The sequence below is a fragment of the Bacillus sp. JK106 genome, from assembly GCF_053663355.1.
Genome location: NZ_JBSJQC010000004.1, coordinates 245,279 through 272,042, shown reverse-complemented (window position 1 = coordinate 272,042; position 26,764 = coordinate 245,279). Strand labels below are relative to the sequence as shown.

The 26,764-nt window shown below is 46.9% G+C and carries 21 protein-coding genes, 2 pseudogenes and 1 riboswitch; of the genes and pseudogenes, 2 read left to right on the top strand and 21 right to left on the bottom strand.

The window, feature by feature from the left end; translation table 11 throughout:
* Positions 1-15: 15 nt before the first annotated feature.
* The 4 genes and pseudogenes from ACWJJS_RS16595 to ACWJJS_RS16580 form a co-directional block, all read right to left on the bottom strand.
* Positions 16-1,149 (bottom strand): hypothetical protein, encoded by a 1,134-nt coding sequence (locus ACWJJS_RS16595; RefSeq protein WP_454023749.1) that lies wholly within the window; start codon positions 1,147-1,149, stop codon positions 16-18.
* A gap of 62 nt (positions 1,150-1,211) precedes the next feature.
* Positions 1,212-1,979 (bottom strand): YiiX/YebB-like N1pC/P60 family cysteine hydrolase, encoded by a 768-nt coding sequence (locus ACWJJS_RS16590; RefSeq protein WP_079898242.1) that lies wholly within the window; start codon positions 1,977-1,979, stop codon positions 1,212-1,214.
* 424 nt (positions 1,980-2,403) lie between these two features.
* Positions 2,404-2,818 (bottom strand): annotated as a pseudogene (locus ACWJJS_RS16585) (peptidoglycan-binding protein); the annotation flags it as partial.
* A gap of 277 nt (positions 2,819-3,095) precedes the next feature.
* Positions 3,096-3,211 (bottom strand): annotated as a pseudogene (locus tag ACWJJS_RS16580) (hypothetical protein); the annotation flags it as partial.
* A 133-nt stretch (positions 3,212-3,344) separates the two neighbouring features.
* On the opposite strand from ACWJJS_RS16580, the gene ACWJJS_RS16575 reads away from it, so the two are divergent.
* A complete protein-coding gene (locus ACWJJS_RS16575; RefSeq protein WP_454023720.1) occupies positions 3,345-3,782 on the top strand; it encodes an N-acetyltransferase family protein in 438 nt (145 codons plus the stop codon).
* Between the two features lie 125 nt (positions 3,783-3,907).
* Here ACWJJS_RS16575 and ACWJJS_RS16570 read toward each other — a convergent pair whose 3' ends face one another.
* The 10 genes from ACWJJS_RS16570 to ACWJJS_RS16525 form a co-directional block, all read right to left on the bottom strand.
* Positions 3,908-5,629, bottom strand: coding sequence for a pyruvate oxidase (locus ACWJJS_RS16570; RefSeq protein WP_014416943.1), 1,722 nt, complete (start codon positions 5,627-5,629; stop codon positions 3,908-3,910).
* A 57-nt stretch (positions 5,630-5,686) separates the two neighbouring features.
* Positions 5,687-6,133: an NUDIX hydrolase gene (locus ACWJJS_RS16565; protein WP_077721821.1), complete on the bottom strand. Its 447-nt coding sequence runs from the start codon at positions 6,131-6,133 to the stop codon at positions 5,687-5,689.
* Between the two features lie 53 nt (positions 6,134-6,186).
* On the bottom strand, positions 6,187-8,007 hold the full coding sequence (locus tag ACWJJS_RS16560; RefSeq protein ID WP_353575477.1) for an APC family permease: 1,821 nt from the start codon (positions 8,005-8,007) through the stop codon (positions 6,187-6,189).
* Positions 8,008-8,163: 156 nt separating this feature from the next.
* Positions 8,164-8,310, bottom strand: a riboswitch (cyclic di-AMP (ydaO/yuaA leader).
* Positions 8,311-8,422: 112 nt separating this feature from the next.
* The gene (locus ACWJJS_RS16555) at positions 8,423-10,549 is read right to left on the bottom strand and encodes a cellulose biosynthesis cyclic di-GMP-binding regulatory protein BcsB (RefSeq protein ID WP_454023719.1); all 2,127 of its coding nucleotides are present in this window, start codon (positions 10,547-10,549) and stop codon (positions 8,423-8,425) included.
* Between the two features lie 5 nt (positions 10,550-10,554).
* Entirely contained in the window at positions 10,555-11,817 is a 1,263-nt protein-coding gene (locus ACWJJS_RS16550) for a glycosyltransferase family 2 protein (RefSeq protein ID WP_003156256.1), read from the bottom strand.
* Positions 11,810-13,537 carry a DUF2334 domain-containing protein gene (locus tag ACWJJS_RS16545; protein WP_454023718.1) on the bottom strand — a complete coding sequence of 576 codons (1,728 nt, stop codon included), beginning with the start codon at positions 13,535-13,537 and terminating at the stop codon, positions 11,810-11,812. Before ACWJJS_RS16545 ends, ACWJJS_RS16550 begins: the two co-directional genes overlap by 8 nt.
* A complete protein-coding gene (locus ACWJJS_RS16540) occupies positions 13,527-14,375 on the bottom strand; it encodes a diguanylate cyclase domain-containing protein (RefSeq protein WP_003156258.1) in 849 nt (282 codons plus the stop codon). Before ACWJJS_RS16540 ends, ACWJJS_RS16545 begins: the two co-directional genes overlap by 11 nt.
* Complete coding sequence (locus ACWJJS_RS16535) at positions 14,356-15,441, bottom strand: lipoprotein YdaJ (RefSeq protein WP_454023717.1); 1,086 nt, start codon at positions 15,439-15,441, stop codon at positions 14,356-14,358. The genes ACWJJS_RS16540 and ACWJJS_RS16535 overlap by 20 nt, the downstream gene beginning before the upstream one ends.
* 232 nt (positions 15,442-15,673) lie before the next feature.
* Positions 15,674-17,860 (bottom strand): DNA topoisomerase III, encoded by a 2,187-nt coding sequence (locus tag ACWJJS_RS16530; protein WP_071392598.1) that lies wholly within the window; start codon positions 17,858-17,860, stop codon positions 15,674-15,676.
* A 63-nt stretch (positions 17,861-17,923) separates the two neighbouring features.
* The gene (locus tag ACWJJS_RS16525) at positions 17,924-18,358 is read right to left on the bottom strand and encodes an Lrp/AsnC family transcriptional regulator (RefSeq protein WP_003156263.1); all 435 of its coding nucleotides are present in this window, start codon (positions 18,356-18,358) and stop codon (positions 17,924-17,926) included.
* A 176-nt stretch (positions 18,359-18,534) separates the two neighbouring features.
* Between ACWJJS_RS16525 and ACWJJS_RS16520 the strand changes: the two genes are divergently transcribed.
* Positions 18,535-18,825, top strand: a complete 291-nt coding sequence (locus ACWJJS_RS16520) for a DUF3817 domain-containing protein (RefSeq protein ID WP_016937217.1) — start codon at positions 18,535-18,537, stop codon at positions 18,823-18,825.
* A 37-nt stretch (positions 18,826-18,862) separates the two neighbouring features.
* On the opposite strand, the gene ACWJJS_RS16515 is transcribed toward ACWJJS_RS16520, so the two are convergent.
* The 7 genes from ACWJJS_RS16515 to ACWJJS_RS16485 all read right to left on the bottom strand — a co-directional run bounded on the left by ACWJJS_RS16515 (position 18,863) and on the right by ACWJJS_RS16485 (position 26,665).
* Positions 18,863-19,672, bottom strand: coding sequence for a lipid II flippase Amj family protein (locus ACWJJS_RS16515; protein ID WP_063174376.1), 810 nt, complete (start codon positions 19,670-19,672; stop codon positions 18,863-18,865).
* A gap of 498 nt (positions 19,673-20,170) precedes the next feature.
* Positions 20,171-20,593 (bottom strand): pyridoxamine 5'-phosphate oxidase family protein, encoded by a 423-nt coding sequence (locus ACWJJS_RS16510; RefSeq protein ID WP_003156270.1) that lies wholly within the window; start codon positions 20,591-20,593, stop codon positions 20,171-20,173.
* Positions 20,594-20,599: 6 nt separating this feature from the next.
* Positions 20,600-21,223, bottom strand: a complete 624-nt coding sequence (locus tag ACWJJS_RS16505; protein WP_070081378.1) for a GNAT family N-acetyltransferase — start codon at positions 21,221-21,223, stop codon at positions 20,600-20,602.
* An 86-nt stretch (positions 21,224-21,309) separates the two neighbouring features.
* Complete coding sequence (locus ACWJJS_RS16500) at positions 21,310-21,813, bottom strand: D-lyxose/D-mannose family sugar isomerase (RefSeq protein WP_285980210.1); 504 nt, start codon at positions 21,811-21,813, stop codon at positions 21,310-21,312.
* Between the two features lie 12 nt (positions 21,814-21,825).
* On the bottom strand, positions 21,826-22,686 hold the full coding sequence (locus ACWJJS_RS16495; protein WP_454023716.1) for an SDR family oxidoreductase: 861 nt from the start codon (positions 22,684-22,686) through the stop codon (positions 21,826-21,828).
* Positions 22,687-22,844: 158 nt separating this feature from the next.
* Positions 22,845-24,359 carry a class I adenylate-forming enzyme family protein gene (locus ACWJJS_RS16490; protein WP_156735918.1) on the bottom strand — a complete coding sequence of 505 codons (1,515 nt, stop codon included), beginning with the start codon at positions 24,357-24,359 and terminating at the stop codon, positions 22,845-22,847.
* A gap of 221 nt (positions 24,360-24,580) precedes the next feature.
* Positions 24,581-26,665 (bottom strand): BglG family transcription antiterminator, encoded by a 2,085-nt coding sequence (locus ACWJJS_RS16485; protein WP_454023715.1) that lies wholly within the window; start codon positions 26,663-26,665, stop codon positions 24,581-24,583.
* Between the last annotated feature and the right edge of the window lie 99 nt (positions 26,666-26,764).

Sequence of the window (26,764 nt, the reverse complement as noted above, 5' to 3'; positions counted from 1 at the left end):
ATAAACACCTTCAACTTATTTTAAAATTTCAAAACGTGCAATTTCCCACTCTTTTTTTGCTTTTAGCGGGATTGTTTTTACCTTTTTGCCTGATTTCAAATCATAAGACGTGATATCTCCAAGCTTGTTATCACGCTGGATATCAAAGTTTTTGAGTAAAACATACATCTCTTTGTCATTGAATTGAACATCATTCATTAATTTGTTATCATCCCCAGCATAAAAATCAAAAGATTTTTTCTTAACCATTTTTTTATCAAACACCTGCATCAACCCATCAAAAGAAACAGCTAAGATGCTATCTTTTAATATTTTCAATTTTGCAGGATGAAACCCTTTCTCCATCTCGACTTCTTTTTTTACCTTAAGAGTCTCTCTGTCTATTAATATGAGCTTAGAATTCTCTTTCTCATTCACGTTATCATTAACTGCCAGTACAAATGTATTTTCATCTAGAGCTTGGAATGCATCCTTTTCATCCATGAAGTATATCCCTTTATTCGGTATGGATGCCTTGTTCTCTTGCTTATTTGTCTCTGGGTTAATTGAAAGGATGGACATACTTTCTTCATCACTTGAAATGACATAAATTTTATTTTTAGCGACGATTGCTGATCCAAGTTCTCCGTTAAGCTTTATTTGTTTCTTGTTTTTTCGGCTGTTTCCCTTCCAATATACCAGTTCACTTTCCAGCCCTTTGTCTGTATATCCAACGTTAATGTCATGGATGATATAACCGTCAGAACTATTTATAAAGAAAGCACCTTCATCCTCAGTTGTTTTTGACAAACTCTTTTCATTTATTTTGTTTATTTTTCCGGTTTTATTGTCTATCATCAAGTGATTATTGCTTCTATTTGATGAGAAGAACGTATCGTTTTTGTTATATGAAGACATCGTGAAATTTATACCATCTTTCAATTCCAAGCTATCCATTTTAGTACCATCTTCACCGTAAACCCCAATCTCACTTCCCCTATCTAAAGTGTTAGAAAAACCAACAATAAATTTTGCATTGTCAATATCCTTTAATACAGTCTTTTTATTGCTGGTTCTTTCCTCTTTTTCATTCCCAGTTGGGATGAGACCGCAAGAGGTTGTGACTATCAGTATGCAAATGAAAATAAACAGGGTCTTAAGTCTATTCATATTTTCCTCCCTTTGAAATGACAAAACAACCGGTGCATCACCGATTGTTTTTGTCAATTTGTTTAACCCTTGTGATAAAAGATTGTTGTGTTATTGGATTTTACAAGCTCCATTGGTGTTACAACGGTGTCCCATTTGACATTGTCAATATCAATACCTTGGTTTTTCCAAGAACGCCAAGCTAATTGAGAACAATAAAATTTAGCAGTTGTCTTTTTATTCAAAAAGTTGAAATTATATTTCTTTTTATTATTTGCTTGCTTTTCCGCATATTTTGCAGCGTTTATATACTTATTGTTATTCGATCCTTTAACCCATAGACCATAAACTTTCTTTTTACTTCCCCAGTTATTATTATATCTGCGAACTCCATCTTGGTTTATAGGGCTCCAGCTTTTCGCCCATGCTTCAACTGTTTTTGATTTGTTAGTTGAAACAATCGCAGCATGTCCTACACCAATAGACCAACTTCCAGAATTAATTTCATAGCTTGTAAGAACATCACCTTTTGTACCTAACGCTTTTGCTGCAATTTGGTTCTTGGGCTGATATTCAGGCTCCTTGTATTTAGGAAGAACTTCATCAATTTGACCAGAGGCTTTCAATTCTTTGATTTCTTTTTGGGAATCCTTATACAAGTCTTCTGCATGTTCTTGTACATACGCATACTCTTCTTTACTCATTTCATAGAATTTCTGTACTTCCTCACTTGTCATGCCGGCATCTTTCATTTCCTGTATTTCCGTTTGGACTTTTTCATTAGTAAGTTGCGGAAATCCTTCAGCATGTGCACTTTTCCCAAATCCCAATCCTAAACCGGAAATCAACATAGTTGTAGAGAACATGGTGGTAAGTAAAAATTTAATCTTTTTCACATCAGTATCCCCCTACTATTGAATAATTTTTCCTTCTATTCTAAGATATAGGATGTAAATAAGGTTGTAAACACCTTTTTTGAATTATTTGGGATATTTTAATCATTTCTATTGAGTGTATAATGTCATACAAAATCGGGACATGTAGTGCCAACTGAACTATAGGATTTGGGCTTTAAACAATGTTTACCAGGCAATGTGTTGTTTCACTATTTCTTCGTAAGGTTAACCTTCAAATTTTACATAAATTCACAAGCATTCAAAATATCTTTCCCAACAAACATATTCTACCATTAATGCGAACCGCAATTCTATATACTTCTTTATTTTTATGAAATATATAGAATTGTGTTACAGCCTTATTAAAGGGTTGTTTCATTTATTTCAGAAGCGGCAACATTTTTTCTTTCGTTTTTGGCCTGTAAATGCCGTTATCAGATAGGCCATACATGGACTGGAACCGTTTGACTGCATTTGCTTTCTTCGGTCCGTAATAGCCGTCTATTCTGTTGTTCTTTGCCCCTTTAATAGAGAGCCGCTAACGCCGATTGAATTTGCTTTACGGACGTTCCCTTAGTTAAGGGGCTTTGTCACTTTAAAAATGTCTGGCGGCAGCGTGTAAGATGATGTCTTTTTACCGAATGGAGAGCTGGACGAGCCAGTCAGCTTTAATACTTGGCCAACTTTGATCAGGTTCGGATCCTTGATGCCATTCAAGCTTTGCAGGGTTGCCATGCTTACGCCTGACTCCTATGCAATGACGATAATATTCCACCTTTTTTGACAGTGGACGTCGTCACCGGTCCTTTTTCCTGTTTTTGCTGATCAGGGGGGCTGACGGCGCTAATGTGCGAACCACGTTTGGCAGGAACTGTCCTGGCCCTTCAAAAGCTTTTTTTATCAGCCATCGCTCGCTAGCTGCAGATTTTATGATCTCTGTTACCGTTTCAGCAAATTTGAATATGATAGACTTCCTGTGTCCAAGCGGGCTCGAACTGCTGACCTCTTCCTTACCATGGAAGAGGTCAGTAAAACTGATAAGAACTAATCTTCTCAATAAATCAAGGCAGACAGCGAATACTGGCTGAAGCCTTTTGCTTAGCCGTAGTGATTTTTCCCGGAAGCGGCGGCTCGTCGCCGATGACAGCGTCGATGACGACCGGCTCATTTGAGTTAAGGGCTTCATGAGAATGGTTCCGCCTTCTTATTATTTCTTAAACAACAAACCGGTTCAAAACCAATTTAAAGTATTGAATAATTTAGAATGTTTGTGTAAGTTTTGTATAACAAAAATTAAAAAAAGAGTGAGGAGGGAAACATTTGATAATCAGAAGCGCAGAACACTATGATGTAAAACAATTGACCGATTTAATGTATTTATATATCGTGGATTTTTATAAAAGACCTAAGCCACCGATTGAAAAGATACATCATTTGATTGAAATGTTATTTGAGAAGAACAGGGGTATTCAATTCGTTGCTGAACAAGATGGGAAACTTATTGGCTTTGCAACATTATATTTTAGTTTTAGTACGACGAAAGCAGATAAAATAACAATAATGAGTGATTTATTCGTGGCAGAAAAAGCAAGAGGCACAGGAGCAGCCCAAGAACTGTTTAAAAGATGCGAAACTTTTACAAAAGAAAACGGGTATGCGCATATGTCATGGATAACTGCATCTGATAATTACCGTGCACAAAAGTTCTATAAAAAGATGGGTGGCTCCCTTGGGAATTGGCTGACCTATTCCATATAACCCGACATGACCTTATTGAAGAAAAAACTAAAATAAAAAGCCGGGCTTTTACTATGGCTTATCTGGGTAAATAAATAAAAATAAACAGGCATGCTGCCTGTTTATTTTTTATAAGCGCCGGCTTCTTAAAACAGCCGTTTTAAGCTTTTCTTGAGTGACGGCATTTCGATTTTTTGGTTTTCAAAGAAGTTTTTCAGCATGTATTTGCTGAAGCCCTTCGCTTGGCCGTAAGTGATTTTTCCCGGAAGCGGCGGCTCGTCGCCGATGACGGCGTCGATGACGACCGGCTCATTTGAGTTGAGCGCTTCATGAAAAGCGGGAGCCAATTCCTCGTGTTTCGTCACTTTGATGCCTTTTGCTCCGCAGCTTTCTGCAAAAGCGGCGTAATCCATATTTTGCAGCTGGGTGACATAGTCAATGTTGCCTTTGACCCGCTGTTCATATTCAATCATGCCTAAATTTTCGTTGTTTAATATGACAACCGTAATCGGCAGTTTATATTTAACAGCCGTCGGCAGATCCTGCATCACCATTGAAAATCCGCCGTCTCCGCAAATGGCGATGGACTGCCGCTCAGGTTCGGCAAGGCTTGCGGCAATCGCTCCCGGAAGCCCGCATCCCATTGTGGCGAGCCAGCTTGAGACGATAAAGTCCTGCTTCTTCATTTTAAAATGGCGGGCCATCCACACCGTAACCGTTCCGACATCCACTGACAGGACGGCGTCCTCTGCGGCGGCATCCTGAAGCCGGGCAATGACCTGCTGCGGCTTGAGCGGATGAGTCGCTTCGGTTTCATCCTTCTCGATTTCCTTCCACCAATGCTTCATGTGCTCGGTGCAGGCGTCTAAAAATCTTCTGTCTTCTTTATATTCAATGTATTCCGTCAGCTCTTTCAGCCCCAGAGCCGCATCACTGACGATTCCCGCATTGACGGGATAGCGCTTGCCGATTTTCGCCGGATCCGAATCAAGCTGAATGGCAGGCGTATCGTCCGGGAGATAATCCCTGTATGGGAACGATGTGCCGAGCATGATCAGCAGATCGCATTCCTCCATGGCTTCGTAGGCGGGCTTTGTGCCGATTTGCCCGAGATTCCCGAGAAAGTGTGGATGGCTGTCAGGCACGACGCCTTTTGCCGGAAGGGTAATAACAATCGGGGCGGCCGCTTTATCGGCGAATGCGAGCAGCTCCTCTTTTGCCGATTTTAACCCTTGGCCGGCGAGAATGACCGGTTTTTTTGCGTTGTTAATATATTGCGCGCATGTGACGAGATGTTCTTTTTTCGGCTCTATATCGGCTTTGAGGTATATCGGCGATGTGTAAACCGGCTCCCGTTTGATTTTTTGCGCGAATAAATCATCAGAAACGGTTAAAACGGCAACGCCTTTTTTGCTGTAAGCCGTGCGGATCGCCTGATTCAGAAGATCGGGCAGCGCTTCCGCCGTATGTACTTGCTGGTTGAATACCGCCACGTCCTCAAACATTTGCTCTAATTTGATTTCCTGAAAGCTGTCACGGCCGATTTCATCGGAAGCCACCTGTCCCGCAATCGCCAGCACCGGAACGCCGTCCGCTTTGGCGTCGTATAAACCGTTCAGCAGATGAACGGCCCCCGGTCCTGCGATTGAAAGGCAGACACCGATCTGTCCGGTCAGTTTTGCCTCAGCCGCGGCAGCCAGGGCTGCGACTTCCTCGTGCCGGGTTTGGATGAATGTCAGGTTATTTCGTTCATGTCTCAGTTCTTCGATAAATTCATTAATGCTGTCTCCGGGAATGCCGTATATATGACCGACTCCCCATTGTTCAAGCAGCTCCGTCATTACGTGTCCTGCTGTTTTACTTGGCATACTGCATCCTCCTTTTACCTGTATTCATCCCCGTTTTCATACGGGTTGAAACACGGGCTATACTCTCAGCTTTTTTCTCAGAAGATCAAGGATGGATAACAAATTTAGGTCTTTAAGGACTGCCTTACGATTTGCCGCCCCATTGAGTCCGTCTTTTATCTGCCGTTTTCTGTTCGGCACCATGAACAGCGGCAGCCGGTTTGGGGAAAACCAGCGTAATGCGGCGGTTTCCGGCCCGTTCATCAGCGGTGTTCCTCCGGTAATGGCTCCGATGAATACGTGCTGTGTATCTTCAAATGCCGGCCTTTCATACTCACCGGCTTTATGCAGGATGGTCACGTTATAACCGGTTTCTTCGAAGGCCTCTCTGACGGCTGCGGCTTCAGGTATTTCACCTTCTGCGATCCTGCCCCCGGGCAAATCCCATAAGGGAATGTCTTTTCGTTTTACGAGCAATATGTCCCGCTCCTCATTTTGTATGATGACAAACGCGCCTTGTGCCATGTCGTCCTCCTTTACAAAAAAGACCGCGGCATTTTAGCCTGCGGTCTTTACCGTTACTTTTTAAAATGATACGGCAGGGTGGCGACAATGATGTCCTTCTTCCAAAACAGCCGGACGCGGAGCAAGAAGGCTGATTGGTTGTGAAGGATGGTCTGCCAGCGTTTTTTCGTAATAAATTGCGGAAACAGCACCATCACGGAGAACTGTTCTTTTTTCGCTTTTTGTTCGACCGTTTCCAAAAACTTATCAAACGGGTGAACCAGACTGCGGTATGAGGAATGCAGGGTGACGAGGCGGACGCCGTTATGAAGCTCTTCCCAGCGCTTTTCCATCTTTTTTTCGTGTTCTCTGTCAAAGGAAACATGAACCGCAATGACCTGATCCGATAATGATTTCGCATACTGAATCGATTTTTGGACGACGGTGGTGACACCGGCGACAGGCACGATGACGACGGTTCCCTTGATTTTCTCAGGCTGCTGATCAACGACCCGCAGCTGTTCGCCGACCGCGGTGTAGTGATTTTTAATGACGAAAAACAGCATGACGACAGCAGGCATGAATAACAGCACCGGCCAGACAAGATTGAACTTCGTCGCGAATAAAATACACAGCACCATAAATGAAATGGCGGCGCCGCATGAGTTGATCAGCATTTTTACCGCCCAGCCCTTCGGCTTCTGCCTGATCCACTTGATGCACATTCCCGTCTGCGACAGCGTAAACGGAATGAACACGCCGACGGCATAAAGCGGAATTAAATGTTCCGTGCGGCCGCCGAATAAAAGAATGAGCAAGATGGACGCGATACCGAGAAAGATGATTCCGTTTGAAAATCCTAATCGGTCGCCTCGTACCGTAAACATTCTCGGCATATACTGATCGCGCGCTAAATTAAACGCCAGCTGCGGAAAAGCAGAAAAGCCCGTATTTGCCGCAAGCACGAGAATCAGGGATGTAACGCCTTGAATGAAATAGTACACCGTATGCCGTCCGAAAGTTTCCGCTGCGATTTGTGAAATAACGGTCTCGTTAGGCTTCGGACCCGTACCGTAGCCGTACGCCAGCACCGTAATCCCCGTAAATAAGATCGCCAGCAGAATCCCCATCATGGCCAAAGTGCGGGCCGCGTTTTTCGCCGGAGGATTTTTAAAGGCCGGGATCGCGTTTGAAATGGCTTCAACACCGGTCAGTGCCGAGCAGCCGGATGAAAAGGCCTTCAGCAGCAAAAACAGCGTGATGCCCGCTACGGGCGTGCCGATCGGTGTATGCTCGGCCGGATGAACCTGCCCCGTCATGAGCTTAAACAGCCCGACGACGATCAAAAGGACAAGCGCCGCCACAAACAGATAGACGGGATACGCCAAAATGGACGCCGACTCTGACAGCCCTCTCAAATTTAAAATCATAATCAGAATCACAAGCAAAACAGCAATGAGCAAATGATACGGGTGCAAAGCCGGAAATGCCGATGTAATCGCATCAGTTCCGGCAGAAATGCTTACCGCAACAGTCAGAATATAATCAACAAGCAATGAGCCCCCCGCAATCAGGCCCGGCTTCTCACCAAGGTTTTCTTTTGACACCATATAAGCGCCCCCGCCTTGCGGATAAGCGTAAATAATCTGTCTGTAGGACAGAATCAAAGCAAGCAGCAAAATGAGAACACCCGCTGCGATCGGAATGGAATACCAAAACGCGGCCGCGCTTACCGCAGCCAAAATGATCAGAATCTGTTCCGTTCCGTAAGCAACTGATGACAGCGCGTCTGAAGAAAGCATGGCGAGCGCCTTGAGTTTCGTGAGTTTCTGCTCTCCGGCCGCCTGTGATTTCAGCGGTTTCCCAATCAAAAATCTTTTGATTGAATGGTACATTTTTTGTCTTCCCCTTTTTTTCATTTTCCGTTTGATTTACAAACCCTTACTGCTATGATGTCTCTGAATAACGATTGCATGCCATATTTCGGCACAGCAAAAAGACACAGAGGCAAACGGATGCCCCTGCGCCATAATCGTGCACAGGTTTCATTCATCTCCTCTCATGAACGCTTACGAGGTTAGCTGTCGGATTCGGGCTGATGAGAGTTGGCCCTACCTGAAAAAGGATTCACCCCAAGCGGCATGACGCGCCGCAAATTGGTTCCCCCGCTCTGATTACAGATTAAGCGATATAGATTATAAAAGAGATCATACTCCCGTCCCGTTCAGTTGTAAAGGGGCTTTTATGCTGTTTCAAAAATAAAAAAATCACCGCCAAAAATGGAAATAAAAATACAAAAAAAGAGGCCTGTTAACGGCCTCTTTTTCCTTCATTACTCTTCACTTTTTTCTTGTCCGCTTTTCTTTTTTTCCTTCTTGCCGTCAGCCAGATCAGACCGGCCGCAATAATTATAAGCGCAGCGAAAACAGCGATATACGTAACATTCAGTGCTGCGGACCGGCTCTTCGTATCAGCCGCCGGACTGCTGTCATCGGACTTGATTTGCTGATGGTTCGAAAACAGCTGCCGGCCGGCCGTTTCGTTAATGACGGTTGCGGCATCGCTTGTGCTGTCTAAAAAGCTGATCAGCTCTTTTGTGACAGACGCGCCGCTGCCTGATAACGGAGCAAAAACAGCGATGCTCCGGCCGGAGTCCCAAGGTGATTCCTGGGTAAACGCGACTTGTTTCGTTGTCTCATTCAGCATCTGAAACGAAGAAACATCGTACGCGCCGCTGCGGTCTGACGGCACGAGAAGCTTAGAGGCGTTTGATTTCAAAAGCGGAATTTGCGGCAGGCCTCCGATAAACACAACATTCCGGCCTTTGGCATCCGCTTCCTTCATGTCTGATGCCGTCTTTACGGTAAAGCCGTTTCCGAATGAATCCGCCACCAGAGAAAGTTCTTTCAGTGTCTGTATGTTTACGTCATCCGGGATGACGATCACTGTTTTCTCTTTCACGCCGCCCGCAAACGGGAGCGGCCATTGCCCGAAATCCGCTTTCTGCGCCGCATCACTTACCGGATACGTCAGCATGCTGCTTTTATCAATATAGACCCATTTATTTTCGTCACGGTCGATACACGGGTTGTTATGTTTCAAACCTGACGTGACAAATTGCAGATCAATGTACCTGCTGCTTCGCAAAAGCTTCGGATCAATCGGGATTGAGACGTGGTAAAAGCCGTCTTTATCTTGATTGCCGAGATCATCAAGACGCACCGCATTCGGCTGTCCGTTGACCATGACGTTCAGCTCCGCTCTCTCGGCGTCATTAGCTGAATCCGCCTTCGTCCGGATCGATTCCGACGTTTTTAATGTAAGTGAAAGCTTAACCTTACCGTCTTTATCAACAGCGGCCGCCGCAGGGTAAAAGAAGTGCTCTGACGCCGTTTTGTTTGATCCGACCGTTACATTTCCCGCGCCGAAGTCCTCTAATGTCAGTTTATTGCCTGTTTTTTCCGCAGCGGGCTGAAGGCGGCCGATTGTCAAAGTATCTCCGCCCAGCTGGCTTGAATAAGCGCTGTCTGTGATGACGCGGATTTTATCCGCCAGCGTTTTGTCTGAGTGCGCCGTGACAAACAGGACGGGCTGCCGTTTGTCCCCTGATGTCAGAACCCGTTCGGCGAGAAGAAGTTTGTTGTCTTCCGCTTTGAGGTTCCCCCGTTCGAAAAGCTCTTTTATTTTCCCGTTCCAATGCTGATCAGCGCCGATGACAATTGACGGATTGCTGATTTTGCCGGCATCGGATTCTTTTACATAGGATACCTTCAGCCTGCTGTCTGCCGTTTTCAGAAATCCTTCTGTTTTGACTGCGGCTTCAGCTTCAGCAGAGGTCGGTTTGTCAGGAAGGATAATATCGGTTTCTTCACCCGTATTGCCTGATTGGGCAAACGGATACGGGAAATGGCCGAGATCCGCTCCCTTTGACTTGCTTGCTTCTGAAAGCACAAGGCGGCTGTCCGGATAAATTTTTATCCAGTTGCCTGACGTATCCTGCCTGACGCAGACGCCCTCTTTTAATACGCCGTAAAACCGTAATGATACATTGTGATAGCCTTGGGCGGATTGGCTTTTGCTGAGATTGAGCTTCACCGTTTTCCGCTTGGAGCTGCCGTCAAGCTTTATGGATTTGACGGGTTCATCATCAATGGCGATGGTTAAAGAAGACGGGGCAATTAATAAGTTTGACGCCTCGTAATCAATCAGAAGCGACTGATCGGCATTCGAAGCTCCCGCAGGAATCTGATAGGTCAGCTCTGAGCTGTCTTTCGCCCCGTACAGTGTCATCAGACCGCCAGTCAGCGCCTGCTGCTCTTTTGCGCCGGCGCTTGTTCCGAGGGCGGAACGGTCCGTTTTCAGCTCCCGGGCCGCGGCCGCCTGCCCGTTATACATCAATAGCAAAAGGCCGGTTATCAATATGATCGCTTTTTTCAAAAAGGTCACCCGCTTTTATTTTGATTGTATCGCTCCGTTTTGTACCACTTGACTTCCTGCTTGAACAAGCGGTGCTTGATCTCTGTGAATAATGACCAGATGACGAGCACGATCCAAGCCTGGGAGTATGTAAAGTACATCAGAAATACGATAAAGAAGTTTTGTTTGTTCATTTCTGTTTTTTCAATGCTCAAAGTAATCATGACCTCAGTCATAAACAGGAAAAAGGCCAGTATCCACAAAATCATCGCCAAAAACCCGACTGTCAGATGCAGGTCGTAAAAAAGATTGATGATAAAAATCGTGTTTGACATGATCACACCGAAGAAAAACAAAAAATACGTAAAAAAGAAATAAAACAGATCGAAGATGATCCGCTTGCGTTTCAGCTTGAAAAATTGGGATAAAAACTTAAGAACGACGTACTGGTTGCCGCGCGCCCATCTTGTCCGCTGACGCCACCAGACCTTCCATGTCTCAGGCTCCTGCTCCCATGTCACAGCCGCCGGGAAAAAGCGGATATGATAGCCGAGATTATACACGCGGATGGTCAGCTCGGTATCCTCCGCCAGCGCCTTATCATCCCAGCCGCCGAGCTGTTCGATAATGCTCCGCCTGATCGCGAAGTTCGTTCCCGGGATGGTGGCGATTTTGAACCATTTCCATCTGCCGCCCTGCGCCATCCACTGAAAACAGATGGTTTCAATATTGATAAACTTCGTCAGGATCGTTTTCGCCGCATTGATAACACGGAATTTCCCGACAACTGCTCCCGCTTTCTCATCATTCATCAGACCGAGAACCAGGTAGTACACCGCCATTTTTTCCGGCGTATTGTCCGCATCATACACGCAGATCACGTCTCCGTTCGATTCCGCGAACCCTGAGTTCAGCGCCGAAGATTTTCCTTTTCCGGCGTTCGGGGGCTTTGTGATGACCATTTTAATGAAGTCATACTGACGGGAAAATTCATTGACGATGTCTCCCGTCCGGTCGGAGGAATTATCATTAACGACAATGATCTCAAGCCTGTCTTTCGGATAATACAGGTTCACCATCGCCTTCAGCGTCTGCCTGATGACGACCTCCTCGTTATGCGCGGGGATGAGCACGCTGACCTTCGGGAGCTCCCCCATCTTTGCGCGCCATTTCGGAATGTTCCGTTCGAAGGTCATATAATGCCTGAATCCGCCCTGCATCAGAAACATGTGATAGAGAAGCATCACCCATATTAAACTTAATGAGATAAAAAACAGAATGTTACTCAAGGCTTCTTCTCTCCTTAAAGATTCGTTTTTTTAATGTGGCGCGCAAATAAAGGACGTAGCAGGCGAACATGATGATAAACAATAACACCACGCCGGAGAGAATCCAAAGCGCTTTTTCAAGAGGCGTCTGCTGGTGATGATTGAAAAAGGCCGTTACCGGATGAATCTTGTTTTCCACATGAATGGTTCCGTCTCCGTCCGTTTTGATCCTGACGCTGTCCGACGTTACCGTTTGCTTCGTTTTCTTCAGATCGAGCCACTCGCCGCCGGGAATCCGCTCCATCTGATTGACGAGCTCGGGAAGGTATTTCATGCCGAGATACGGATGGTAGAAACCGCCCGCCGTTCCGCCGCCGAAATCAATCATCTGAGAAATATGATTCTCCATATCTCCGAGCGGATTTTCCTTTGAGTTATCGGCATAACCGATTGTTTCAGGGTACAGCGTCATCCCGTCCAGCATAGCCGGCTTTGAGACGAACGGAGGGGCGCCCGAGGTTTTCCACGTCGCGCCGCTGAGCTGCACTTGTCCGAAAATGCTGGAGAAATAAGAAGATGCGATTTTGTAGCCTTCTTCAGACATCGTGTAGTGCGGCGCTTCGAATGACAGCGGGTAAAGGCCGAGCTCTGTCAGATCGTCAATCGCCTGCTCCAGCTTCGTTCTCGTGTAGATTTTTTCTTTTTCACGGAAAGGCTTCACATACGCCCGGTACGCTTTTTCATTCGGAAAATCCTGTTCCTTTTCAAGCTTGACCGGAGTATCATCCGCATTTTCTGACGTAATCGGCTGATCCGCTTTGGCATCCCAAAATTCAAAGCCTTCTCCCGTTTCGCTGTATCGGTATGCGTGCGTGTAGCCGTGAATAATGATGCTGCCGCCCATTTGCTGAAGTTTTTTCAGGACGCTGACCATTTTTGGCTTGTCCGCCAGGTATACTTTTTCTCCGTTTTCCGGATTGAGATAGACCGGAATGACCGCCAGAATAAACGGAATGTGTCTTTTATGCAGGTAAGCGCCCGCTTCGTAAAGCAATCTTTCATCTGACATCGGACTGATGTCTTCAAGCCGTAAATAAAGGAGGGTGCCGCCCGCTGATTCTCCGAATGCGCTGCGCAGCGCTTTCGCCGTCAGAAACGAATCATTTAACAGGCTCGTCACACCGAAATAATAGTCAGAGCGCGCCGTTTTCCACATAAAAGGGCGGGTGCTGCCGTCACCGGACCGGTATGTATAAAGGGACTTTCCTTTTACTCCCGATACGCCGAGCACGGACATCCCTTTTTCAAGCGGCATGTCTGTTTTTTCTTCTTTGCTGTAAATGCGGTATACCGTTTCTTTTTCTGTCAGGGACAACCCCGCAAATTGGCGGAACTGTCCGGCGTTATAGCCGATGCTGATAAGCTGCTGCGGCATGCTGCTGATCAGTGACACAAATGATGTGCTGAGCTTTTTATTCGTGACGCCGTAATAGATGACGCGCCGATTCTTTTTGAGGTCCGCGGCTGTGATGTCTCCGTCGCTTTTCACAGTCACGGCGGATGAGAAATGGCCCGCAGTCAGATCAAGCATTTTGACCTCAGCGGTTTCTTTGCCGTCCGTGCTTGTATAAATAATGAGAATGCCGTCCTTTTTGTCTTTTGCTTCCGCCGGACGGGGAACATAAACCGCCGAAATCATGAAGAGCGCCGAGAGTAAGAGACGTATCCATTTAGAGTTCATTCATCATCATCTCGTTTTCCAGTTCATTTAAAAATTGCTCGGCCGTTTGTAAATCCTTTCGGTACGCCAAGTAACATACACGGAAGGTGATGGAGACGTATTTACCGTTTTGCAGCCGGTACGTATCCAATTCCTTTTTCAGCTTCGCCAGAACGGCCGGCATGTTTTCTTCAGGTGTATGGGTCAGCACGATGCCGAACCGTTCGGCGGACGGCCTGAATTTTTTGTCTGTTTCCCGAACGCTTGACCGGATTTGGCGGCTGATAAACGCCAGCAGCCGATCGGTCTCTTTTTCTCCGTACAGGGATTTGAATTCCTTGAAATAATGCATGTGCAGCAGCAAAAAGACGAAGGAATTGCCGTAGCGTTCCGCCCGCTTGATCTCCTCGGAAAGCTCCAGCTTCATCCGCAGATGGTTGTCAAAGCCTGTCACCCTGTCGACGGCGACAAAGCTCGTAATCTCTTCACGCAGCTGTTTCACTGAGCGCTCAAGCCCCTTCGCCAACTCGTGAATCCTTCCCGCTATGTAAGAAAAGAGCAGCAGCGCAATCCCCCAAATGACCAGCACCTGCAGACTTTCGGCACCGGCAGACGCCATAAAGCTCCCGGTCTGAAACCACAGGAGCAGGCTGCCGAGAACAAATAAGACGAGTAAGGTGATGACGAGCGCGTAGATTGCCCCGAACCATATGCCGGCTCCCGCAACAAGCAATGTGATGCAGGTTATCAGAAGCCCTGCGGATTGCTGAGACGCATAGTAAATAAAAAAAGACAGCAGCACCAGCATAACTGCTGTGTAGCTGCACAGTTTTTGTGATTCATTGAATGATATTTTCATTAAACAATTTCCTTTCAGCCAGAAGCGGCAGCAGGTTATCGAAAGAATGTGTATCGCTCCCGCTCATATAGCCGCCGTAATCGGGTTTCAGCGTGTCCAGTGTTTCAAATGAAGTCATTCTTTCATAAAGCGGCTTGATGACAGCCGGATCAGCTTTTTGTTCTGCTAAAAAAAGAACGGCCAGGGCGTAAACGGACGGTGATTCGTACTGAACCGCCGGCTCCTTCGTGTCTGCGCTGTATCGTCCGTACAGCTGTCCGCGCGACTTCCATTCTTCTGTGATCCATTTTGACAGCGCGGCGGCCTTGTCATCGCCCCGCTTCAGATTCACGGCGGCGTACAGCTGGTCGATGACATTCACTTCGCTGTCATATTTGTATTCCTTTGTTTCGGTATTGAATGATTTCGGCAGAAAACCATTTTTCAGGGGCGCATGATTGAGAACATCAAGGTTCCGGTTTTCCGTTTTCTCATCGATAATCCCTTTTTCTCTGAGCATCTGTAAGGCGCCGGGGTCAACATAGGACAAGGTCACGGTCTTTGATGCGGCATTTGAAGCGGCATCATAATAATCCGTAAAATACCCGTCATTTGTATTGTATTTTTCCAGCGCCTTCCCGATCTGCACCGCTGTTTTCCCGTATTCACTGTTTCCCCACAGGGTTCCGGCCTCATTCAGACAGTTCATGATTCTGAAATCGTCAATTAAGGCATTGGTGCCGCTCGCTTTATTCCCGTCAATCTTCCACGACACGAGCCCGTGTTTCGTCAGAAATGAATCGGTGAGAAGCTGATATTGCGCTTGAAACTGCCGTTCATCTTTCCTGTTCAGCAAAAATGCCATCCATAGTCCGAGAGACTCAGATAAATATTCCGGCTCACCGGATATGTTCGTCCGGATCATCCCCCGCCCGTTCATCAATTTATGATAAATAAAATGCTCTGCGGGCTGAAGCGGTCCGGACGGTTCGGCTGCCGCCTGTTTTTCAGTGCCGGCCTCCGCGCACCCCGCCGTCAGAACGATCGAAATCAAAAGGAGCATCAGACGAAAAACGAATTGCTTCACAGTCCATCCTCCTATTTTACAAATCCTTTTTTAGACCCATATCTTATTTTTTCACAAAGTATTTTTACTATAAAGGAAACGATAAAAGAATACTAGCATTTTTTCACATTGGAAAATTTTAAATGGAAGCGCCGCCTCTCACCTTTTCCCTCTTCACATGGATCGTATTCCCATTACAGTAAAAAACACAACAAAAGGCAGCATTTATTTACAAATGCTGCCTTTCTCTGATCTATTTATCCAGGCCGAGTTTTTTCAGCTGTTCTGCCAGCGCGTTGTTCATCGGCTCCTCTTTGTTTTGGCTTTTCATATAAGAGTTGATGTCCCGCTTGGATGCGCGTCCGGATTTATCTTTCGCCTTGCGCTTTTCAAAGACGGACAGTTTCTCCCGGTGGCCGCATACACATGCGAAGGTTTGGCCTTCGCCCTGGCCGCGAAGCTCCATTTTCTTATGACAGTTCGGACAGCGGGCGTTTGTTTTTCTTGCCAGCGTTTTCCGGCTGCCGCACTCACGATCCTGACATACGAGCATCGTGCCGCGTTTGCCGTTGACTTTAAGCATCATTTTGCCGCAATCAGGGCAGGCGGTGCCTGAAATGTTGTCATGTCTGAAAGTCTGACTGCTGTTTTTGATTTCCTTCACCGTTTTGCCCGCATATGTTTTCATGTCTTTAATGAACACGGCGGATTTCAGTTTGCCCGCTGCGATGGCGGAGAGCTTTTGCTCCCACTCAGCGGTTAAGGCCGGCGATTTTAAATCTTCCGGGACGAGCTGTAAGAGCTGCTTCCCTTTTGACGTAATGAAAATATCTTTTTCTTTTTTCTCGATCAAGAAACTGTTGAACAGTTTTTCAATAATATCAGCGCGGGTGGCGACTGTTCCGAGTCCGCCGGTTTCACCCAATGTTTTCACAAGGTTCTTCTCTTCTCCCTGCATAAAGGCGCTTGGGTTCTCCATCGCGGATAACAGCGTGCCTTCATTAAAGCGCGCCGGCGGTTTCGTCTGTCCGCTCGTTTCTTTCAATGATGAGACAGTAAGGCGCTGACCCTGATGAAGATCCGGGAGCGTCTGGTCTTTGTCTTCCTCATGATCGTCGTCATCCTCGTACATATCATACACGGCTTTCCAGCCAGGCGATTGAACCGTTTTCCCTTTTGCGGTAAATGTTTCGCCGCCGATATCGGCTGTGACCTTTGTTTCTTCGTATTCGAACGCCGGCATTAACACGGCGAGAAAACGTTTGGCAATCAGATCGTAAAGCTTTCGTTCTTTGTCGCTGAGGCTTGAAAGGATCAGCGGCTCCTCTGTCGGAATGATGGCATGGTGATCCGATACTTTCGCATCATTGACGAATCCTTTATGCGCTTTGACGCCCCGCTTCAGTATTTGATTGACGTACTGGGCGTACGGCTTAACTTCCATGCCGTTTAAACGGTCTTTTAAAGTCGGCACGATGTCTGCGGAAAGGAATCTGGAATCCGTCCGCGGGTAAGTGACAAGCTTATGCTGTTCATACAGCTTTTGAAGCACGGACAGCGTCTCTTTTGCGGAGAAACCGAAGCGCTTATGAGCGTCCCGCTGCAATTCCGTCAAGTCGTAAAGACCGGGAGCGAAGCTTTTCTTCGCCGTTTTTTTCAATTCTGAAATGACTGCCGGCTTTCCTTGCAGGTCTTTTGCCAAACGGCCGGTCACCGTCTGATCGAACGTTCTTGTCTGTTTTGTTTTTTTATCCTGCCATGTCAGCGTCATCTGATCAGACGCCGCGCGGAGACCGTAATAAGGAACGGGTTTGAACGCCTGAATATCCGCTTCGCGTTTGGCGATCATCGCCAGTGTCGGAGTCTGGACGCGTCCGCATGACAGCTGCGCGTTAAATTTCGTGGTCAGGGCGCGGGTCGCGTTGATGCCGACGATCCAATCCGCTTCCGCTCTGGCAACGGCGGAATGATACAGGTTTTCGTACTCTTTGCCGCTGCGGAGCTTTTGAAATCCTTCTTTAATCGCCTTATCCGTCACAGAGGAAATCCACAGCCGCTTAATCGGTTTGCGGACGTTTGCCTTTTCGATAATCCAGCGGGCCACAAGTTCCCCTTCCCGTCCTGCGTCTGTAGCGATTACGATCTGGCTGACGTCTTTTCGGGCAAGCTGAGCTTTGACCGCATTGAACTGTTTTCCTGTTTTTTTAATGACGACGAGCTTTAAAGGCTCCGGAATAATCGGCAGATCCTCAAGCCGCCATGATTGAAATTCTTTGCCGTATCCTTCAGGGTCAGCGAGCGTTACCAGATGCCCGAGCGCCCATGTGACGATGTAGCGGTCGCCTTCAAGATATCCGTTTCCTTTTTTATGACATTTCAGAACGCGGGCCAAGTCCCGGCCGACTGAAGGTTTTTCAGCTAATACAACTGTTTTTGACATGCTTTTCACTTCTCTTTCTTTCACACTCATCCTGTTATTATAACAGACTTCCTCACGCTCTCTCTAATCGAGGACGTTTTTTGTGTCAATTTCTGAGAAAATGACGTGGGTCACGGTTTGGGCATACGGAGAGGTGCGGTTGATGAAGTGTTCGATGGTTTCCAGACTGTCCGCGTTAATCTTCAGCATATAACACGCCGCCCCGGCGACCCGAAAACAAAATTCAATGTTAGGAATGGATTGAATGTAGGTTTTGAATTGATCGTATTTTCCGTTTTTCACCGTCGCTTCGACAATGCAGGAGACGGGGAGCCCGATCTTTTTTTGATCAATGTCCAATGTATAGCGCTTAATAACGCCGAAGGATTCAAGCTGTCTGACACGCTCTGTGACGGACGGGGCTGACAATTTGATTTTTCTGCCCAGCTCCCGCATGGACAGGCGGCTGTCCCGCTGCAGCTCTTTAATGATGCTCAGATCCACATTATCTAGTTTCATGACTGTAGTCCTTCCTTACCCTTTTGGCTATATTATCAAGAGAAATCCGAAAAATGACAAGAACAACAGGCTGAAATCATGAAGGTTTTTTCAGGAACAGACGCGAAATGGTCATATTAGGACTGCCCTTTGCTTATAGTATAGAGGAAAAAAGATGTCCGACAGGAGGGAGCTGTATGTTACACACGCCGATCGGCAGACTTCGCACGATGGGGTTTATTGAAGGAATGTCGCTTTTGGTGCTGCTGTTTATCGCGATGCCGCTGAAGTATTGGGCTCATCATCCGCTCGCCGTCACCATTGCCGGTTCCATTCACGGCGGTTTGTTTATCATTTATCTGGCGGTGCTGGCGTATGTGGCGTTTACTGTCAAATGGCATGTGAAATGGTCAGCCGCCGGTTTTATCGCGGCCTTTATTCCGTTCGGTAATTTTATTTATGATCGCGGCCTGAGAAATTATCAATAAAAAAGCTCCTCTTCTGCAGAGGAGCTTTTTTCATGCGTTACATCCATTTCGTCACCCAGGCGATATAATAAGCGCCGGGGAGGAATACGAGCTGGGCGAGAAGCGTGCCCGCGACCCTTGATGTGACCATCGTCAATGAGGTCCATTTTAAGGAGACGTAGCTGCGCTTGCCCTTCGCCACATCGTCTGCCAGTACGGAGACTTTCGGGTCAACAAACACGGCCAGCAGCATAGTCGCAACGCCGTTGATTAAGCCTGATGCCATCACGGCCGTCGTGCTGTGCTCAGGCGCCAGAAGGCCGGCGTACAGAGCGGACAGAACGCCGATCGTGTAAATAGACGTAATGACCATATTAATGACAAACAAGCGTTTCGGGATCATTCGGAATTGAAGCCCCTTTAAATAGGAGACTGACGGCAGTCTGATATAAGAACGCGCATGCTTCAGCCCGTTCAGTGAAAATCCTTTTTTAAATACCTGCATGACGGAGCCTCCTCCGTCCGCCAAGTGTATAATCGCCCTGGAGAATAACGCGACGAATGTCGGCAAAAGACAGATGCCGAGCATCGTTCCGACCGTGGAGCCGAATATTAAAAATCGAAACTGGGCGCCCACAACAGACAGAGCGTTTGATCCGGCCGCATCAATCAGATGTCCGGTAAACGGCTGCTGAACCATGTTTGACATGCGCGACACAATAACCATGACATTAAATAATGACAGCGCGGACGCGATAAATCCGACTCTCGCGCCGGAAAGCCGTGTTGCATAGGCAAGCGTTTCAATCGAATGTATCAGCAGCAGAAAACAGAAGATAAACAGTACTTGTGAAGTAATAACGTGCAATGTATGATTCCTCCAAATCTTTTCATACTGATTAGACTCTGCAGACTGCGGCAAGGTTTCGGCCGTTTACATAAAAAAACCGCCCGGATGTCCGGCGCGGTTTTGTCTTATTCTTTTCTTACGCAAATAAATAATATATGGTTGCCCGCCTTAGCCCGCGGGTGATTCGTATTAACAGTTCCGACAGAATCATTCTTCGAAAGTAAACACCATGGAAGTTCTTGAACACAAGACAACGAAAGCCCTACCTCTCAATCGTCACTGCGGCTCCGAAGCCGCGCCGGTGTGAATTGTAAAACAAAAAGTCTTTTTTCCATCTCTTCGTTAGGGGCGAATATCAGAAGGAAAAGAATAAGCTCAGCTTTTTTTCAAGCTGTCCGTTGAAGCATGAAGCTTCTATATCAAAACAGAAAAAAGAAGTTTACTTTCTTTTTTATTTGCATGTTGTCACTTAGCAGTTAAGTATAACAGATTGCCCCTGAATAATCAAATGATTTATTAAAGTTCCAGCTCGGCCGGCGTTTTTTCACCCGCGTTCATGAGCTTGATCTGCTTCGGTTCAATTTCAAGAATCACCAGGTTCGGATCGTCTTTTCCGTCAAACCAGCGTTCCAGTTTCGGATCCCACAGCTTTTCTTTTAAATCTGCTGAGTTGTTCAGTTTGGCGGTTCCGGCCACTTCCACATAAGCGTCACCGAATCCTTCACAGTCATACCCTAACAGAATATGAACATTCGGATTGTTTTCAATTTCTTCCGCTTTATGAGTGTCTTTGCTCGTCGGCGTGTAAATCGTTAAGCCGTCATGGAAAAATGTCATGTAGCGTGAATGCGGTTTGCCTTGCTCTACCGTCGCAAGCGAACCGACTTTATGATGATCCAGTACTTCAAGCACTTTTTCTTTGATTTCATTTTGATTCATGAAGAATCACTCCTTTTTAACGTCTCCGCTGTTACTTTTCCACATTGGGGAGACATTTAAACCAAGAAATGTGCTCTTCTGCCGATCTTCGCTCCATTCCCGCTTCAGCATGCTGTAGTTCACCGTGTCATGATAGGCGCCCTGTACGAAAATGCCTTCTCTCGTCAGTCCTTCTTTCTGAAATCCGAGCCGTTCCGCCACCGCCCTGCTTTTCATGTTTTTTTCAGCCGCGCTGATCATGATGCGGTTCAGCCCGAGGTCCTGAAATGCATGGGTGATGACCGCCCGGCAGCTTGCGGTGATAATGCCGAATCCTTCATGCTCTCGATCCAGCCAGTAGCCGATCTCTGCTTTTTGATTGACTGTATCGACATTATGGATGCTGATCATGCCGCAAAACCGGCCCTTCACAAAAATTCCGGCGTCAAACCCATTCTCTTCCGCATATTTATAGCGCCATTCGGGGATGATCACATCGCGGTACGTATCGATGTCAGCCAGTTCTTCCGCCCAGCTGAGCCATTCGCTGAGATGGTTTTGATTTCGCTTCATAACAGAATACAATTCGTCCGTATCTTCTTTGGCAAGCAATCTGATCGTCAGATGTTCCCGGATTTGACAGGAAAACACGACCGCACCTTCTTTCCTTTATTAGCCATTATACAGGTAAATTTATTTTTTTCCATACAAAAAAGATGAGGCGTGCAGCCTCATCCTTAAATGCGCGGGTCGGTGAAAACATCGTGATCATCCGTGCTTGTCGATGACATTTCCGTAACGACCGCCCCTTCTTCTCCCGCTTGAAACCAATGCTTCGTATCCGGCGGAATGGTGTATTGTCCGCCCGGCTCAAGCACAATCTCATGCCAGACGGTGTAGTACTCCTTGTCTTCTTCCGGCGGGAGGACGCTTGGGTTCTCTGTCTTTTCGCCTTCCACGTAGAGATACACCTTCCCCCAGCGGCAGCGGAATGTCTCTTGTTTTCCCTTCTCGCCGCCGACCGGCGGATGGCGGTGTTCCGGACACGTCTGGCGCGGGAAGAGCACCAATTCTTTCGAACAGTAGCGGTCGGTATTCACGTAAATAAACAGCTGAAGCCCGGTTTCTTTAAGCTTGCCTAAGCCGTAATCCATGATTTGAATGTCTTCGACTTCATCATCAGTCAGAACAATTCCCGCTTTTTGATAGTATGCATTCACGTCATGTTTCGATATCGTCATGCTTCAGCCTCCTTATGTGGTCACAAATCTGCCGCCGTTGACATGCAGCGTCTGTCCGGTCATATAAGAGGATTCGTCTGAGGCCAAGAGCACATAGCAGCCGACATGCTCAACAGGCTGGCCTGCCCGGCCCATCGGCGTATCCTGACCGAAGGAAGCGACTGTTTCTTCTGAGAATGTCGCCGGAATAAGCGGTGTCCAGATCGGCCCCGGCGCCACGGCGTTGACACGGATACCATCGCTGACGAGCGCTTGCGCCATGGATCTCGTAAAACCGTTAATCGCGCCTTTCGTAGCCGTGTAGTCAATCAGCTGCGGATTGCCTGTGTAAGGATTAATGGATGTCGTATTGATGATCGCGCTGCCCGGCTTCATGTAATCAATTGCTTTTTTAGTCAAATAAAATTGTGAGTAAAAGTTTGTCTTAAAGGTTCTGTGAAGCTGCTCGCTTGTGATGTCTTTAATGCTTTCTTTCGGATGCTGTTCCGCGGCGTTATTCACGAGAATATCAAGACGCCCGAATTCTTCAACCGTTTTTTCAACGGCTTCATTGCAAAAGTCTTCCTCACCGACATCGCCGGGGATTAACAGACATTTTACGCCTTCTTCTTCCACTCGTTTTTTTGTATCTTCCGCATCATCGTGTTCATCAAAATAGACGATCGCGACATTTGCGCCTTCCTTCGCGTAAGCAACCGCAACGGCGCGTCCGATACCGCTGTCGCCCCCTGTGATGAGCGCGGTTTTTCCTTTTAATTTGTCAGCGCCTTTATATTCTTTGTATTCGTAAACAGGCGCCGGATTCATTTCGCTTTCAATGCCCGGCTGGCGGTTTTGTGATTCCGCCGGGAATTCCTTCGGATAGTTTTCCATGTCAAGTTCCTCCTTCTGGTTCGTTGTCATATTTCTTGTCTACCTCTGCTGTCTTCCGGATAAACATGATTGAGACAGTTCAAAACGTTTTCGGAGAAAAATGTTTCACATGGAACGCAAGAAAAAAACCCGGCTGGCAGCCGGGTTTTTGTTTTCTATTATGAACGTACCGCTTGTTTGCGGAGCACGTCTTTTCTCACTTTTCCAAGGTTGTTTTTCGGAAGTTCGCTGACGAACTCAATGTCCGGAATTTTAAAGGCAGCAAGACGTTCTTGCAGGAATCGGGTCACTTCTTCTTCTGTCAGGTCTTCTCTGCCGTTTGTCACGATGAACGCTTTCGGCTTTTCGCCGTAAAGCGGATCAGGGATACCGACAACCGCTGTTTCGAGAATTCCCGGCACTTGCTGAATGACTTCTTCAATCTGGTCAGGATAAATATTATCGCCGCCGTAGATGATGACATCTTTATAACGTCCGGTGATAAAGATAAATCCGTCTTCATCCACATAGCCGGAATCGCCGGTATGGAACCAGCCGTCTTTCAGCACTTTTCGTGTCGCTTCTTCGTTACCTTCGTAGCCTTTGAATAAAAACGGACTTGCCACAACGACTTCTCCGATTGAGCCTTGCGGAAGGACTTCACCTGTTTCCGGATCTACAACGCGGACGTCCACTTCTTCCATCGGTTTACCCGCGGAAGCGGCTTTATCCATTCCCATTTGCGGATTCCAAGAACTGATGCCCCACGCTTCCGTGCTTCCGTATCCGTGCATGAGCGGGATGCCGATGTCGAGATACTGCTGGATCAGGCTGCTTGGCACCTTTGTGCCTCCCGTCATCATATAAACGATAGAAGACATGTCAGTCTGGTGCGTTTCCCATGCTTTCAGCAGGTATGTGAAATAGACTGGCAGCGCCATGATGGTTTGAATTTTTTCTTTTTCGATGAGCTTCAAGTTTTCCACAGGGTCCTGATTGTCTGTCATAATGAATGTCGTTCCGCTCATCGTGCCGACCATCTGGCAGATAATCGCGCTCGTATGGTAATTCGGATGGCATGCTAAGAAGCGGACATGCTGCATTCTCCCCGTGTAAGCCAATGTCGCGTTTACGTAGTTGTATATGCCGCCGTGAGTGATCATGCAGCGTTTCGGATTGCCGGTTGTACCTGAAGTAAACATCAGCAATGCCGTATCGTTTTCAGACACCGTTTCGACATCCGGTGTATCACCGGAGCCTGTCAATAAAGCGTCAAACTCAGGCGTTGTCTCCGCAGCTGTTCCTGTCTCGACCTTCAGTTTAAGAGAAGATACCAGCGCAGGAAGAACTTCTTCCATAATCTCTTTAAATTCAGTGCCGAAAAAGACAGCTTTCGGTTCACAGGCTGCTAAAATGCCTTTCATTTCGTAAGGTGTTAATTGCCAGCTGACCGGCACAACAACCGCGCCGATTTCGAGTGCCGCAAACATGACAATGGATGACGCGTGGCCGTTTTTGCAAAGCATCGCCACTCTGTCGCCTTTTTTTATTCCTTTATCAAGAAGCGCTTGTGCAAGCTGGTTGATTCGTTTTCGATATTCCGCGTAGGTCAGGGTATGCGCACCGCTTTTTACAGCTTCGATCTCTTCGCTATTTGAAATGTCATGCAGAATCAGATGCTGTAATGTCTCCATATTTTCATCTCCCATAATCATAAATCACAAAAAACTCTGTCAGATTTTCTTCCTCACGCAACCCATTTTAAACCAAAAAATATAACTTGTAAAACAATTTTGTTTTAGAACTATTCCATTCGTGAATGATACAATAGTCCCATGTTTTTAGTTTCTTCCCTTCCCCTTACCCTCATACATGCAGAAAAAAACACACCCCATATGAGGTGTGCGCTTTCTGTTTACCGCTGTCCTTTCTCCTGAATGAAATGATAAAACAGCTTGTTTAAACGTTTGTATAAATCGGCTTCATCCTCCGTCTGGAAGGCTTTTATACTGTCTTCGGAATCGATGATGGCGGAGCTGACCGCACTTAGTATTTCCGACCCTTCAGCGGGCATATCAGCCGGCGCCATCATCACCAAAGCGCGGCCGACGGTCAGGGAATTTCCGTCCATGCCTTTGACACTGCATGGAGCCGTCAAATCATAAATTTTGAAAAAAGGCGTGACAATTTCTTCATTTTTGAGATGGTACAGCGCCATCGCCGTTCCCGGAATGCCGAGTCCGCCCTGTCGTTCACGCTCTGCAAGGCGCTGTGCGGTTTGTTTGGCATTACGGACAAATCCTTCTTGCTCAAGCATGGCAAACAAACGATTCAAAAACAGTTCGTACGCCGTGTTTGACTCAATGGATTTGACCGAAAAGTTCCGCAGCACGCTTTGGATAACCGCCGCATAATGTGCCATACGGCCGGCCGCTTCCAGCATATCAGGCGTCTCCGGCTGCTTCTCTTCTCTTTTACCGTTTCTTTTTTTGTCAAGAATCAGCGGAATTTTTCTTTTGATGTACTGCTTCACCTGATCAGCGTCTTCTTCGTTTAAAAGCGGACTGACCATGACGTAATCTATGTGTCTATACGGGATCGGAACGGTGGATACGATCATGTCATACGCGGTGATGTCTCGGTCCTTCAGTTCGATGAGGGAAGACATATCAAAGGAACGGATTTCCGGAAGCTCCTTTTTCAGCCTGGATGCGAGCATTTTGGACGACCCGATGCCGCTGGAACAGACGATCAGCGCCTTGATCTTCGCTTCTTCCCGTTTGATTTCCAGAGCGGAGCCGAAGTGAAGAACGATGAAAGCGATCTCATCATCAGAGAAAAGAAGCCCCGGAAAGAATTTTTCCATTCCTTCTTCTACGGCCATGTACAGCAGAAAGTAGTCGCGTTTAATTTGCTCGGTCATCGGGTTGTACATGTCGATATTTTCTTTTACCCGGTTGATCGCAGGCTCCAAATGGGCGATTAAACCGTCGTATAAAGAACCGTTTTCCGTCAGATCAATTTTGATTTTTTCAGAAATGAAGCCGATCAGCTGCTTCGTTTGCAAGGCCGTTTCAACTTCAATGTTTTCCGGTTTGAATTCCGTTTTGTATTGGCGGTTGGCGCTCCGCAAATGAATGGTGATATAACCGATCTCAGCTTCCGGAATTGAAACGCCGAACGCTTTTTCAAGCTCTTTTGCCATTTCCAGCGCAGAGCCGTACTCCTTCGTCTGCTGCAGCGCTTTTAGTTCCGAAGCCTCCATCGTGATGGTTTCTCCGAGCCTGATCCGGTCCATCGCAAAGGTTAAATGAACCGCAAGCGCCATGTATGAGCTGTCAGATAAGGCGATCGCGATTTTTTCCTTGAGCTGAATCAAGAGCCGGTCCATTTTCAAAAGTTCCGCTTTATTTACGACGCCGAACATTTTTTCAGCATCATCCGGTTTTCCTTTAATATTGAATTCAACCGCTTCCAAAAAGCTCTGAATATCAAGCCGGTTGACGATGAGATTGCCGACGATTTTCCGTTTCGCATTTTCCGGCCCCGTCAGCTGAATGCCGAAGCCCCTTTTTCGGATCAGCGTCAAGCCGAAGGGCGCAATCCAAGTCTCCAGCTCATCCAGGTCATAGCTGATTGTCGCGTTTGTCACTTGCAATTCGTTCGCCAGACTGTAGAGCTTGATCGGCTCTTGCGACTCTAATAGTGAACATAGAATTAAAAGTTTCCGCTCCTCAGCGCTGTATTCATGCTGTTCATAGGACAGGTCTGACAGGAGTTTTTGTTTGTCCTCCGGGTTTCCTACCGCTTTCAGTCCTTTGCCGGGCTGTTTATCAAGTGCCAGACCGAATGATTCCATCATCGGTTTGATTGTTTTTAACTCGCGGTGAACGGTTCTTGTGCTGACTTGTAAAGCTTCTGCCAGTTCATGCACTGTCTCGTAACGGTTCTGCAGTAATAGATGTTTCATTAATTTTTGTTCTCTCGCTGTCATATACATGAAACGCGCCTCCAGATTTTCTAGTTGTGAGAAGTATGGCATATGGGGAGTGCTGCCGGGGAAAGTGGTGTAAATTATAATATAAAACGCTTTCAATGA